Origin of the sequence: Mobiluncus porci (assembly GCF_009695935.1) — a bacterium.
Lineage (GTDB): Bacteria > Actinomycetota > Actinomycetes > Actinomycetales > Actinomycetaceae > Mobiluncus > Mobiluncus porci.
The window spans coordinates 142440-154217 of record NZ_VUMY01000003.1; the positions used below are offsets into that span (position 1 = coordinate 142440).

Annotated in this window: 10 protein-coding genes and 1 pseudogene; 9 read left to right on the top strand and 2 right to left on the bottom strand. The window is 58.3% G+C overall.

Going from position 1 to position 11778, the window contains the following annotated elements; genetic code table 11:
* The first annotated feature begins 14 nt into the window (after positions 1 to 14).
* From FYJ63_RS02585 to FYJ63_RS02595, 3 genes are read left to right on the top strand one after another with little or no spacing between them, the layout of a single operon-like run.
* A complete protein-coding gene (locus FYJ63_RS02585) occupies positions 15 to 296 on the top strand; it encodes a type II toxin-antitoxin system RelB/DinJ family antitoxin (protein WP_154543490.1) in 282 nt (93 codons plus the stop codon).
* A gap of 1 nt (position 297) precedes the next feature.
* The gene (locus tag FYJ63_RS02590) at positions 298 to 585 is read left to right on the top strand and encodes a type II toxin-antitoxin system YoeB family toxin (protein WP_195839315.1); all 288 of its coding nucleotides are present in this window, start codon (positions 298 to 300) and stop codon (positions 583 to 585) included.
* A 7-nt stretch (positions 586 to 592) separates the two neighbouring features.
* Positions 593 to 2143, top strand: a complete 1551-nt coding sequence (locus FYJ63_RS02595) for a protoporphyrinogen/coproporphyrinogen oxidase (RefSeq protein ID WP_229769878.1) — start codon at positions 593 to 595, stop codon at positions 2141 to 2143.
* 106 nt (positions 2144 to 2249) lie between these two features.
* On the opposite strand, the pseudogene FYJ63_RS02600 reads toward FYJ63_RS02595, so the two are convergent.
* Positions 2250 to 3263 (bottom strand): annotated as a pseudogene (locus FYJ63_RS02600) (IS1634 family transposase); the annotation flags it as partial.
* A 587-nt stretch (positions 3264 to 3850) separates the two neighbouring features.
* On the bottom strand, positions 3851 to 4228 hold the full coding sequence (locus tag FYJ63_RS02610) for a hypothetical protein (RefSeq protein WP_154543500.1): 378 nt from the start codon (positions 4226 to 4228) through the stop codon (positions 3851 to 3853).
* Between the two features lie 856 nt (positions 4229 to 5084).
* Here FYJ63_RS02610 and hemC point away from each other — a divergent pair.
* The 6 genes from hemC to FYJ63_RS02640 all read left to right on the top strand — a co-directional run bounded on the left by hemC (position 5085) and on the right by FYJ63_RS02640 (position 11732).
* Positions 5085 to 6314, top strand: coding sequence for a hydroxymethylbilane synthase (gene hemC / locus FYJ63_RS02615; RefSeq protein WP_154543502.1), 1230 nt, complete (start codon positions 5085 to 5087; stop codon positions 6312 to 6314).
* On the top strand, positions 6314 to 7057 hold the full coding sequence (locus FYJ63_RS02620) for a uroporphyrinogen-III synthase (RefSeq protein ID WP_154543504.1): 744 nt from the start codon (positions 6314 to 6316) through the stop codon (positions 7055 to 7057). Before hemC ends, FYJ63_RS02620 begins: the two co-directional genes overlap by 1 nt.
* Positions 7058 to 7145: 88 nt before the next feature.
* Entirely contained in the window at positions 7146 to 8366 is a 1221-nt protein-coding gene (gene hemB, locus FYJ63_RS02625; RefSeq protein WP_154543506.1) for a porphobilinogen synthase, read from the top strand.
* A gap of 13 nt (positions 8367 to 8379) precedes the next feature.
* Entirely contained in the window at positions 8380 to 9846 is a 1467-nt protein-coding gene (locus FYJ63_RS02630; RefSeq protein ID WP_154543508.1) for a glutamate-1-semialdehyde 2,1-aminomutase, read from the top strand.
* A 33-nt stretch (positions 9847 to 9879) separates the two neighbouring features.
* A complete protein-coding gene (gene purB / locus FYJ63_RS02635) occupies positions 9880 to 11331 on the top strand; it encodes an adenylosuccinate lyase (protein WP_154543510.1) in 1452 nt (483 codons plus the stop codon).
* 173 nt (positions 11332 to 11504) lie between these two features.
* A complete protein-coding gene (locus tag FYJ63_RS02640) occupies positions 11505 to 11732 on the top strand; it encodes a heavy-metal-associated domain-containing protein (RefSeq protein WP_154543512.1) in 228 nt (75 codons plus the stop codon).
* Positions 11733 to 11778 lie beyond the last annotated feature (46 nt).

Sequence of the window (11778 nt, forward strand, 5' to 3'; positions counted from 1 at the left end):
CGAAGGAGGGTAAGATGAGTGCCGATACAGTCCAAGTTAAGGCCATGGTGGATCGGGAAACGAAAGAGCGCGCGGCGGAACTATTCGAACACCTCGGCTTCAGTCTTTCCACAGCCATCAGCATGTTTCTTCACCAATCCGTCATTGAAGGTGGGGTTCCGTTTCAAAACAATGACCCGTTCTATTCTGACTCCAACAAAGCCGCTTTAGACCGTGCCCTGGAACAAGAGGCTCGTGGGGAAGTTGCTGCAAGAACAACGGCCCGGGACTTCGATGGCCTGATTGAGAGCCTGTGACGTGGGCGAAATCATTTTCGAGTATTCCCCCGAAGCCCTCAAAGATTTGAACACTTGGAAGAAGCAACACGCAGCCAAGCAACTTGAAACCATCAAGATAATCCAAGAGGAAATCGTGGCAACTTGGCCGGAGACCAAAGGTAACTATTCCTCGGAAGACTTGAAATACGAGTTGAGCGGTTGTGTCTCGCGGAAGATTGACACGAAGAATCGTTTTGTCTACCGGATTAATATAGAAGCAAGTTCGGTTTATGTCTTGCAGTGCAAAGGCCATTACACCGAACGGTAAAGGGGAAATGATGGAAAACGAAGAAACACCCGCAGGCGCGGGCTTTGACATGATTATTTTGGGCGGCGGCCTTGGTGCGCTTTCGGCGGGATACGCCGCGGTCAAACAGGGTTTGCGGCCTTTGATTTTGGAGGAGCGCGGGCGACCCGGGGGGCTGGTGTGCAACGGGGTTTTCGGGGGAGCCACTGTTGACATCGGGGCGGAGTCCTACGCCACGCGCACTCCCGAGGTTACCGATTTGTGTAAGGAGCTCGGCCTCGAGGTGGTTCCGCCGGTGAGTGACTCTTGGGTGTGGGATCACGCCCACAACACGGCAGTTCGGATTCCGCAAGGGACTTTCGGGATTCCCGCCGACATTGATGATCCGGTTTTCGTCGAGGGTCTGCGGGCAGTTGCCGGCGACGAGGCGGTTGAGCGGGCCCGCCAAGACCTCACACTACCCCCAGAAGTCGGCCGAGACGCCAAGAACTTCGGCGAACTGGTGGCCGCGCGCCTTGGTGAAGCCGTCCTTGAAACTTTCGTAACCCCCTTCGCGGGCGGGATTCACTCGACCCACCCCTACGGGCTCTCAATCGAGCGGGTCGCGCCGGGGCTGATGGAGGCCTTCCGCCGCGAGGGTTCTCTCACGAAGGCAGTAGCCGCCATCCGGAAGCCCGGAGCGGTCGTCGTCATGATGCCTAAAGGCGGCATGTTCAAACTCGTTGATGAACTTGTGTCTCGCATCACGGCAGCGGGCGGGCGTATCGACAACCACGTGCGCGCCTTGCATATCGAAGCCGGTATCGGCCAGGACAATCCCCGCTGGGTCGTGTGGTGTAAACACACAATTTCCAACCGGAAATTCCAAGGCGGACCCCCGGAAGAAACCGGCAACGCTTTCGGACTCGCCACTGACAGGATTGTGGTGGCGCTCCCGACAAATCCGGCTTTGAAGATCCTGAACTCGGCTGCGGCCTCGATGATTCGACTGAAATTCCACGCCGAAAGGGAAGGTCGAGATGCGAGCCTGCGCTTTGATGAGGCGGCTCTTGAAGAAATTGGTGACCTCACGACGAACTTCCAAGTCCACAAGGGCACTCACGTCATGAACGTGACCCTCGCGGTTCGCTCCGAGGCCCTCGACGCGGCCCCGCGTGGATCGGGGATGCTGGTCGGGCCCCCACCGGATGAGCCAGGCGCGCTTCGCGCCAAAGCAGTCACGCATTATTCCCGCAAATGGCCCGATACGATGGCTGGGGCGGAGCCCCATGTTCATGTCTTGCGGATTTCCTACGGGCGGGAAGGCGATCCCGACGGTTTCGTCTATCAGGTCAGCGTTCAGCAGGCGCTCGCCGATGCCTCGCGGATGCTCGGGGTGGAGCTCACGGAGTCGGATTTGCTGGATTCTCGCCGGATTTTCTGGGGAGACTCGATGGTGCATCCGAATCGGGAAGAGCGCGAGGTCATCAACCGCGTGGCGGAGGCTGCCGAGAGAGTTGAGGGATTGGAGCTTGAGGGGGCCTGGGTGGCGGGCACCGGCATCACCGCCGTCGTCGCCCGCGGGTTGCGGTTTCATTAAATCGGTGTAGTGGGGCGCTTCGGGTAGCGGGAGAAGCCCTTCGCAGCTACGAGGGTGCGTTCAATAAGGTGCTCCGCGGACGACGACGAACCCGACTCGTGCAGGTTTAGTGACCTTTTAGACTTTCGAGGATTTTGCGGGTTTCGGGAGTGATTTCTGGTTTTGCTGTGGGTTCCTGTCCGCCGGGCATTCTGATGGATATTTCTCTTAATAGCTCCGGATTTGGATGAGTTTTTTCGTTGTGATTCCAGTCTTTTGGTAGAGATAGCGTGAGACCGCAAATGCGGCGATTACGACGGTCAGGTGGGCTTCTATAGCGTCTTTTTGGTGGTGGAATACCGGGCGGGCACGCAGGTCAGCTTTGGACATGCGGAAGGATTGCTCCACATGCCACCGCGACGAAGACCGAGAGGCAAGGAGCTTGCTCGATTGCCCGAGGTCAAGGAAGCGGCGCGCAACACGCAGTGCTGCTAGCACCACCACCAGACCCTCAATACCGTGGCGGGTCTGGAAGTCCTGGACGATCGGGAGTATCGTCAAGGTTTCGGCTTTGTTGCCCTCGAAACAACCCACCTCGAGGGGAAACCCGTTCCGGTTCACCAACAAGCCGACCATGATTTGTGGATCCACGCGTCGCTCCTTGGAAAACCCCGGCTTACGTAGCCCCTCGTTCGGACCCCAATACTCGTCCTCGTTCTCAGCCTCAAAATACAAGGTAGTAACGTCATACAACACCAGCGACAAATCCCCAGCCCTGGAGGCGTGAGCAAAACAAGCCTCGGCGACACGAGACCGATAGTCACGCCCCGCGCAACGCTCCAGACTGTTGAACATGGTTCTCAGGCTCACGTGTTCAACCCCGAGTTCATCCAACACCCGCACCGTGTCAGCCTTAGAAACAGGCTCGACAATACGCGCCCAGCTGCTCAAACGCCACGTCTTCTACCGCACGGTCGAATCCTAGAATACTGTAAGCGTCACGCAATATGCCCCACAACAAAGCCGAACGTTGAGACTGAACCACCGGGTACACGCTGGCACTCACACCGAGATAATCCAGGTCAAACTCGAGCTGGTCAGAGCGCAACTCCTGGCGACCAATCTCAAGCAAAAACACCAACCAAAGCCCCCTGAACTGCGGAAACATCAAGCAAATCGCGAAAAACCTAAAAACCTGCACGAGTCGGGTCAAATTGCGTGTCAGTTTTCCCGGGTTTTGCTTGTGTTGTCGGGGAAATACGGGTTCAAAGCTCACCGACTCATGCTGGCGGCGTGAATACTATGAAATGCCGCGTCTGCGATACTCCGTTGGAACGTATTGCTCGGATTTCTTCAATTTGGGCTTAGACCGTGCACGAATGTACGGCGTAAACCTACCGCGCCCGGTCTCCCGAAACTCCAAAACACCAAGACCAGCGCAAACACTTAAACGCTCAATCGAAAAACCCCGAACAAACCGGTTAGACCGTACATTCGTGCACAACCAATCCTTCCCACCGAACGGGTCAGCGAATCAGACCAGTTACACACTTAAATCCACAGTCCCCCCACAGCACCCTTAAAAGCGAAGAGCCGCTATTACACAGGGATTTCTACTCCGTAGATTTTAACCTGAGCTACCGTAACGGTGGCATTTCCAAAATGCGCACAGCTATTGGGCCATATAATCGGATCAGTAACAAGTTTGCCTTTGTATATCCATTTCAATTAGACAGTCCATTTCCTTGAATCGTATGCATATATATTTGGACACCAGGTATTGAGAACCCCTTTGCCCTCAAAGCCATAGAATATTCTTCCAGACGCTTCATTCAGACATAACGATGTCTTAGCACAGCCCGGCAAAATTTGATAAATGCGAGTTTGAGTTTCTGCGTCAGCAGAATAGGTTTCAATAATCTCGCCTGTAGCAGGATCAATGTGCACAATGGTTTTTGGAGGTGTGTAAACACCCTTTACAAAGGAATTGATTCTATGAATTTTTTGCTGTTCCAAAGATTCCGCAGATGCAGGGATGGAGGCCGAAAAAATACTTAGTGACAGCACTATTGCTACGCCCAATGCCTTGGCAAGCCGTTTGCTCATTTTTCCCCCTTATGTTGGCAGATGGACGATTTGCAGCTAAAAATTTACCCCAAAATTGAGCAGTCCGGAAGACCAACCAGGATTTTTCGATCTTGTGGGCATAGTTCACCCCAGAAGTGTGCTCCTAACTCGGGCAACTTCCACGGTATACCTAAATCGGATAGCGCAGACCCTGGATCGCGCACCCCGTACAGCTCGCACATATCGAGGAGATAACCCGCATGGGGTTGGGCTCGTTTCCAGTCCCGATTCTTTATTACCGCTACCGCTTCATCTCCGATTTCCTCAGCTGCAATCTATTCGTCTGTTAGCTCCACGATTTCGTAGTAAGTCCGCAAGGTTTTCGACCAGGTAAGAGTGCGTTTGGCTTTAGAAACCCACTCATATTCCCGCCATAGTTAAATTTTTTTTAGGGTCATAGGTTTTTCCAATGTCCTGCAAAATTTGGAACGGTGTCCAGTCATCGCTACGGGCTACTTTGAACACCCTAGCGTAGCTTCAACGGCCAGGCCAGAACCGCCCAGTTTGGCGATGTATGCAGGCAGAGCCGCGTCGAGGTTTTGGCCGCGCAGAACGGACGCGCCCACACACCCCTCAATTGTGCAACCGGGAATAGCCCGCTCGTAATCCGTCCACGCACGCAAGCGCGGTTGACCTGGATCCCGAAAAGTAGACGTTTTTGTGAAAACCCGGAATTAGGGTTGGAAAGGAAATGTCATGAAGAACGGAAAATTCACGCCTGGGTTCGCGATTTGTGGCGGAACCCGCGGGGGTGACGGCTTGAATCGAGGAGTTTTAGGGAGAAAAAACACGGACAAATGCGGGATCGGCGAAAGAATGGCTTAAGCTAGGAGTTATGCAATTGATTGGGAGCGCCGAGCGGCCGCTTGTCATCGGGACGCGATCCTCGAAACTGGCCCTCACCCAGACGAAGCAAGTCGCTGCCGACCTCGAACAACGCGGCCTCAAAGTCGAAATCAAAACCTTCACCACCGAAGGCGACACCAACCGCGCGTCACTGTCGAGCCTTGGAGGGAGCGGGGTTTTCGCCGCCGCCCTGCGGGTGGCGCTGCTCGAAAGCCGGTGCGACCTCATTGTTCACTCTTTGAAGGATCTCCCGACCCTCCCCGTCCCCGGCCTTACTGTCGCGGCGATTCCGCCACGTGAGGATCCCGCCGATGTCCTCGTGGCCCGCGACGGGCTCACGCTCGCGGACCTCCCACCGGGCTCGCGGGTCGGAACCGGTTCACCAAGGCGCGCCCGCCAAGTCGCGCTGGCGCGCCCGGACCTTGACCTGGTAGATATTCGCGGCAATGTTCCAACCCGTCTCGGGCGGGTCAAAGGCCTCGGCGAGCGAGCCACACAAATGGGTCTGGACCAGGGTAAAGCCAAGGAGGATCTCGACGGTGTCATCCTCGCCCGCGCGGGACTGCGCCGGCTCGGAGTCGAAGCTGTCGCCACCGATACTCTCTCGGAAGTCGTGCTTCCCGCCGGCGGGCAGGGTGCGCTCGCCCTGGAGTGCGTGGCGGAAACTCTGGAACGAGACGAAGCTAGAATCTTGGCGCAAACGCTCCGAATAGTTGATGATGAGCCGAGTCGCCTCGAAGTGAGCGCGGAGCGGGCCCTGCTGCGCTATCTGGAGGCTGGTTGCGCCGCACCGCTCGGGGTGCGAGCCAAGCTGACCTGGGGAAACGCCCATCCGGAAACGCCGGCGGGTCGCCTGGATCTCACGGCGCGAGTCGTCGGAGACGCGGGGCAAACCGTGGAGGTGAGTGGGGAAACCACTGTCCTGCTGGGCGCGGCGCGCGACCAGCGGGAGTTTGCTTTGGCGGCCGCTGAACAGCTCGGCGTGGATTTGGCCCAGGAAATGTTGGAGCAAGGGGCGGGGGAGATTGTTGATCTCAAAGCCAGCAAATCAGGCGCGCCCGGCCAAGCCGGAGAAACGTCAGCAAACCGCGAGCAATCGCCGACATCCCTTGCTGAATCCGCGACACCCGCCAGCCCCTTGCTGAACCCGAACGAAAACAAGGAAAACAACGAAAACCCGGCGGCTGAGAGGGTCGCGAAAGATTTGTGGGGAGAATAATGAAACCAAAATTGCTGGTGCCGCGCGTTCCGAGCGACATTTTGGCAAGCGAACTAGCCGAAGCGGGGCTTCCGGTCGTGTGTGCGCCCGTGACGGAAAAACGTCCGACACCTTCCGAGGACTGGTTCGACCCGATGCAGCGGCTCCAAGACGGGGAGTACACCTGGGTTGTCATCTCGAGCGTGGCGACCGCGGCTTTTCTGGATGAACATTACGATCTCGCCGACCTGTTTAGGGAAGTCCAGGTCGCAGCCGTCGGGTCCGCAACGGCGCAGTCGCTTGAGAATCGCGGCGGTCACGTGGATTTGGTCGGCCCCGATCCGGCTAGCGCGGCCTCTCTCGTGGAAGTTTTCCCGCGTGGTTCCGGCAATGTGCTTTTGCCAGGGGCCGTGGGGGCGGCGCCGACGCTGGCAGAGGGGCTCAATCGTCTGGGCTATGACGTGGAGCGGTTGAAACTCTACGAGTCGGTGGCTTTGCCCGAGTTGCCGCTGGAATGGGCCGAGGCGCTGGCGATTGGGGAGCCTACCTTTGTCCTCATCACCGCCGGTTCCGTGGCCCAGGCGGCGCACCGCATGTTCACCCAGACCGGCGTGAAACTGTGGCCGGTGCCGATCGCGTTCGGGAAATCCAGCGCGAAGGTTTTAAGCGAGTTGGGCTGGCCGGCTGCCACGGTTTGCGAAACCACCGACACCGAAGGGGTTATGGCGGCATACGACGAGGTCATGAAGTCTTTGGAGTCATAGTTTTCCCAGTGGTTTCAGTGGTTTGAGAGGTTTTAGCGGTTTGCGGGGTCAACAAGGGCCATCCGGTTTTAGCGAGTAAGGAGTCAAGATGGGTTTGCCACAGGCAGGAAATTTGGGAGTCACCAAGAGCGGACCGGGAGACGCGCCTCTAACCCCGCCACCCGCGCCTCCGACTGAGGCGGCGACGGAGACCTGCGGCTGCGGTTGCGGACATTCCCACGGCGACGTTGCTGGCCGCGGGGATTTTACTCCGGTCGAGATTAGCGTAACCGGTTGGGAGCCGCTGGGGGAAAACGGCAAAGTCGAGCCGGCGCGAAAGCTCGCTTTGGAAGCGACGCCGGTGATTCGACCGCGCCGTTTGCGTAGGTCCGCGGCGATGCGACGGCTCGTGGCGGAAACCCGCTGGTCGCCTGAACAGCTTGTTTTGCCGGTATTTGTTCGTGACGGGATTTCCTCGCCGGTGGAGATTCCCTCCATGCCGGGACAATTCCAACACACTCCCGAGTCTTTGGCGGAACTTGGCAAGCGCTGCGTGGACGCCGGAGTTGGCGCCATGATTGTTTTCGGGGTGCCTCGCGACGAGGACAAAGACTTCACCGGCTCGGCTGCCTGGGACGCCGCCGGCATTCAAAACCGTGGGATTTCAGCTTTGGCCGAAGCGGTCGGCGACGAGCTTGTGGTCATGTCCGACACCTGCCTCGATGAGACAACTTCGCATGGACATTGCGGGCCTTTGCGAGACGACGGCAGCGTCGACAATGATTGGGCCGTGTCGTGCTATGCGGCGACTGCAGTTTCACAAGCACGGGCCGGAGCTACGGTCGTGGCGCCGAGCGGAATGATGGATGGCCAGGTCAGAGCAATCCGGATGGCCCTTGATGACTCCGGATTCGAAGACGTGGCGATTATGGCTTACTCCGCGAAATACGCCTCGGGTTTGTTTGGACCTTTCCGCGACGCTGTCGGAAGCTCTTTAGTCGGGGATCGGCGGACGTACCAGCAAGACCCCGCCAATCGCCGCGAAGGAATGCGGGAAACCCTGCTTGACCTCGATGAAGGCGCGGATATCGTCATGGTGAAACCCGCCTCTCTTTATTTGGACGTGTTGGCGGACGTGGCCGCGGAATCGCCCGTTCCGGTCGCGGCCTACCAAGTGTCAGGGGAATACGCGATGATTGAGGCCGCGGCGGCGAATGGCTGGATTGACCGCGCGCGGGTGATTGACGAGTCCCTGACCTCTATTGTTCGCGCCGGGGCGGACCTTGTTTTGACGTATTACGCTTTAGAGGCCGCCGAGGGATTGGCATAAAAAGGAGTTGTTGATGAGCACTAATGCGGAATTGTTTCGGAACGCCCAAGCGGTAATCCCCGGCGGAGTAGATTCTCCGGTGCGAGCCTACGGTTCAGTAGGTGGGACCCCGTCATTTATTGACCACGCCAAGGGCGCCCGACTGTGGGACGCCGAGGGGCGGGAGTTTGTTGACCTGGTATGTTCCTGGGGGCCGATGCTGCTCGGTCACGCCGATGCCCGCGTGGTCGAAGCCGTGCAGGAGGCAGCCGCGCGCGGTTTGTCCTTCGGGGCGCCTACCAGTGCCGAGACTGCGCTTGCTGAAGCCGTCCGTGCCCGCGTTCCCTTGGCCGAAAAAGTCCGCTTTGTTTCCACCGGAACCGAGGCCACCATGACCGCGATTCGCCTCGCTCGCGGGGCAACCGGACGGGACTACATCGTGAAATTCGCCGGCAACTACCACGGCCACTCCGACGGGTTGTTAAGCGAGGCCGGATCCGGCGTGGCGACCGGCGGTTTGCCATCTTCAGCAGGGGTTCCGGCGGGGGTTGCCGCCCTTACCATCGTCCTGCCCTACAACGACGTGGCGGCCTTGCGGGAGTGTTTTGCCGCTCGAGGCGCAGAGATTGCCGGCGTCATTGTTGAGGGCGCGGCGGCGAACATGGGCGTAGTCGCTCCGCGCGGAGAGTTTTTGACCGAGATTGCAAGGCTTTGCCACGAGTCCGGCGCCTTGATGATTCAAGACGAGGTCTTGACCGGTTTTCGGGTTTCGCCCGCGGGCTGGTGGGGGTTGTCTACCGGTCGCTGGCCGCGGGAGGCTCAGGAGGATTCAGCAAAAGACCAGGCCATTGAGGAATCCGCAGCGACCTCTCGAGCCAACTTGAAACTCGGTTTCGAGCCCCCTACCGGGCGCGCCGCTCAAAATGAGGGTGTTGTCTTCGGAGCGGACTGGAGTCCGGACTTATTCACTTTCGGGAAAGTCGTCGGGGGAGGAATGCCCTTGGCGGCGCTCGGGGGACGCGCCGAGTTAATGGATCAGTTAGCTCCGCTCGGGCCGGTTTACCAGGCGGGGACCCTATCGGGAAATCCCTTGAGCTGCGCGGCAGGATTGGCGACGCTGGCGGCTGCTGATGAGGCCGTCTACGCGGCAGTAGACGCGGCCGCGGACACGATTGCCGGAGCGCTGGATGCGGCCTTGAACGCTGAGGGGGTGCCGCACTTCATCGGGAGGGCCGGATCGCTCTTTTCCGTGTTTTTCTCGGAGGCGCCGGTTGTGGATTACGCTGGGGCAAAAGCCCAGGAGACCTGGCGTTTTGCCCCGATGTTCTGGGAGTTTCACCGCCAGGGCGTGATGATTGCGCCTTCGGTTTTCGAGGCGTGGTTTACCTCGGCGGCTCTTTGGCAAGACGACTCGGCGATGAACCAAGTTTTGGATGCCGTGCCGGCTGCTTGCAAAGCTGCAGCGGAAGCGAAGCCGGAAAAGGCCCCTAGCGTAGAATGAATTTGAGACCACAACGAGTGAAAGAAGCCATTGATGACCACTGAATTTCCGAAGAAACACACCGATTTGGGTGCGTTGGAACCAGCGATTGCACTGGGTTCCCTGGATGGGCGCTATCGCGGGGTGGTCGCCCCGCTGGTGGACTGGTTTTCCGAAGCGGCCCTGAACCGCGCGCGCTTATTTGTCGAGATTGAGTGGCTGATTTGGCTCACTGACCAGCAGGTTCTTCCTGGAGCTCCGCGTTTGTCCGACACCGAAAAGGACTATCTGCGCGGGCTGGTCTCGGAATTTGGGGGCCATGAAATCGCCGAACTTGCCAAGACTGAAGCCAAAACGAAACACGACGTGAAAGCCGTGGAGTATCTCCTGAAATCCGCTCTGGAGGCCGCGCCGGCCAAACTTGGCGGCACGTCCGATCTTCCGCGGGTGAAAGAAATCGTCCACATCTTCTGTACTTCGGAAGACATCAACAATCTCTCCTACGCGATTTTGCTCAAGCACGGTGTGGAGCGGGTCTGGCTTCCCGCGGCGCGCGCTTTGCAAGAGCAACTTGCTGGACTCGCCCGCGAAAACGCCGAGGTTCCCATGCTTGCCCACACCCACGGCCAGCCCGCCACCCCGACGACTCTCGGACACGAACTTGCCGTTTTCGCTTGGCGTATGTCGCGCCAGCTAAAGCACGTGGAATCCCAGGAATATCTCGGAAAAATCAACGGTGCGACGGGGAATTTCGCGGCCCACACGGTGGCGGTTCCAGGCGCCGACTGGCCGACATTGTCGCGCGACTTCGTCGAGGAGAGGCTCGGCCTCACCTGGAATCCGCTCACAACCCAGATTGAATCACACGACTACCAGGCCGAACTCTATGCGAGTGTGACGCATTTCAACCGGATAGCCCACAACCTTGCCACCGATTGCTGGACCTACATTTCTATGCGCTATTTTGCCCAGGATCTCGCGGCCCAGGGCTCGACCGGTTCATCAACTATGCCCCACAAAATCAATCCGATTCGCTTCGAGAACGCCGAAGCCAACTTGGAGATATCTTCGGGCCTCTTTGGGGTTCTCGAAGAAACCCTCGTCACAACCCGAATGCAGCGTGATCTGACCGATTCCACTACCCAGCGCAATATCGGGACGGCCTTTGGCCACTCGCTCCTCGCGATTGATAACCTCCGGCGCGGACTCGCGGGTCTGAAAGTGGACCGCGAGGCGATGGCTGCGGATTTGGATGAGAACTGGGAGGTGCTCGGCGAGGCCATTCAGCAAACGATGCGCGTGGCGGGAATCGCGGGAGTCCCGGGGATGGAGGATCCCTACGAGCGCCTAAAGGCGCTCACGCGAGGCCAGAAAGTAGATGCCGAGGTCATGCACGATTTCGTGGCCGGTTTGGGGCTCCCCGCCGATGTCATGACGCGACTCCAGGCGCTTACCCCCGCGAACTATCACGGGCTCGCCGCGGATATGGTGCGGTTTTTAGACTGAAATAGGACCCGGGTTTCCCTGCGTCTGCCTACCCAGGCCCGGGCGGCCCTTTCTATTAGTGTGTGCGTCTGACGGGGAATAAGTGCTGCTCGTTTGGCGTTATAAGAGATAGGCTTACCTAAGTAGGCGGCGCGACTTATTGAAACCCGCTGAGCCTAGAGAAAGGACTGATTATGGCAACTTTGAAGATGAATTTGGACGGACTCACCTGTGGAATGTGCGTCAAGCACATCACCGAGGATCTCTCTCAATTGGACGGAATCAGCAAGGTGGAAGTCGTGCGCGGCGAAGGAAAGTCTGCGGTGGCGACCGTCACGGGTGACGCGATTCCTGCCGACGACGTTTTGACCGAAACGGTGCAAGACGCTGGAGATTACTCGGTTTTGGCCATTAATCGCTAACGGTTGAGAGTCTCCGCCGGAGGCTCGGTGGAAACAGTTTGAAAAC

Coding starts and splice junctions, on each gene's coding strand:
- FYJ63_RS02585 (WP_154543490.1), top strand. CDS start 15: ATGAGTGCCGATACAGTCCAAGTTAAGGCCATGGTGGATCGGGAAACG.
- FYJ63_RS02595 (WP_229769878.1), top strand. CDS start 593: ATGATGGAAAACGAAGAAACACCCGCAGGCGCGGGCTTTGACATGATT.
- FYJ63_RS02610 (WP_154543500.1), bottom strand. CDS start 4,228: ATGAGCAAACGGCTTGCCAAGGCATTGGGCGTAGCAATAGTGCTGTCA.
- hemC (WP_154543502.1), top strand. CDS start 5,085: ATGCAATTGATTGGGAGCGCCGAGCGGCCGCTTGTCATCGGGACGCGA.
- FYJ63_RS02620 (WP_154543504.1), top strand. CDS start 6,314: ATGAAACCAAAATTGCTGGTGCCGCGCGTTCCGAGCGACATTTTGGCA.
- hemB (WP_154543506.1), top strand. CDS start 7,146: ATGGGTTTGCCACAGGCAGGAAATTTGGGAGTCACCAAGAGCGGACCG.
- FYJ63_RS02630 (WP_154543508.1), top strand. CDS start 8,380: ATGAGCACTAATGCGGAATTGTTTCGGAACGCCCAAGCGGTAATCCCC.
- purB (WP_154543510.1), top strand. CDS start 9,880: ATGACCACTGAATTTCCGAAGAAACACACCGATTTGGGTGCGTTGGAA.
- FYJ63_RS02640 (WP_154543512.1), top strand. CDS start 11,505: ATGGCAACTTTGAAGATGAATTTGGACGGACTCACCTGTGGAATGTGC.